Source organism: Tamlana crocina (assembly GCF_012037625.1).
The window spans coordinates 1-356 of record NZ_JAAVJS010000515.1; the positions used below are offsets into that span (position 1 = coordinate 1).

Sequence of the window (356 nt, forward strand, 5' to 3'; positions counted from 1 at the left end):
TCTCCCACAACTCTAAACCACCTTAGAGTGTCCATTCCCGGCTGCTGCATGAATTCAGCAGACCGGGCATACCACATTCCTTCATTTACACTGGCTACCGTTTGCAGTAGCCCGATAGGTAGTACACTTAGGAGCACCATTAGTATTAAGCCAATGTTGATAGACCAGAAAGAGAAACTTAACAGCTTATCATTCCAAACCTGAACGCGGTAAAGGCTTCTAAGTACAAACAACATCAAACCAATCCCCAGCATTCCGTAGACACCGAATAAGGCAGTATGTGCATGAACGGCAGTTGTATTAAGGCCTTGCATGTAATAAAGCGCAATTGGAGGATTGATGATAAATCCAAAGAT

At 43.8% G+C, this 356-nt stretch carries 1 protein-coding gene; it reads right to left on the minus strand.

Going from position 1 to position 356, the window contains the following annotated elements; all coding sequences use genetic code 11:
* Positions 1–356, minus strand: a 356-nt coding sequence (locus HC176_RS17845) for a cbb3-type cytochrome c oxidase subunit I (RefSeq protein WP_209309804.1), incomplete at both ends; no start/stop codon positions are given.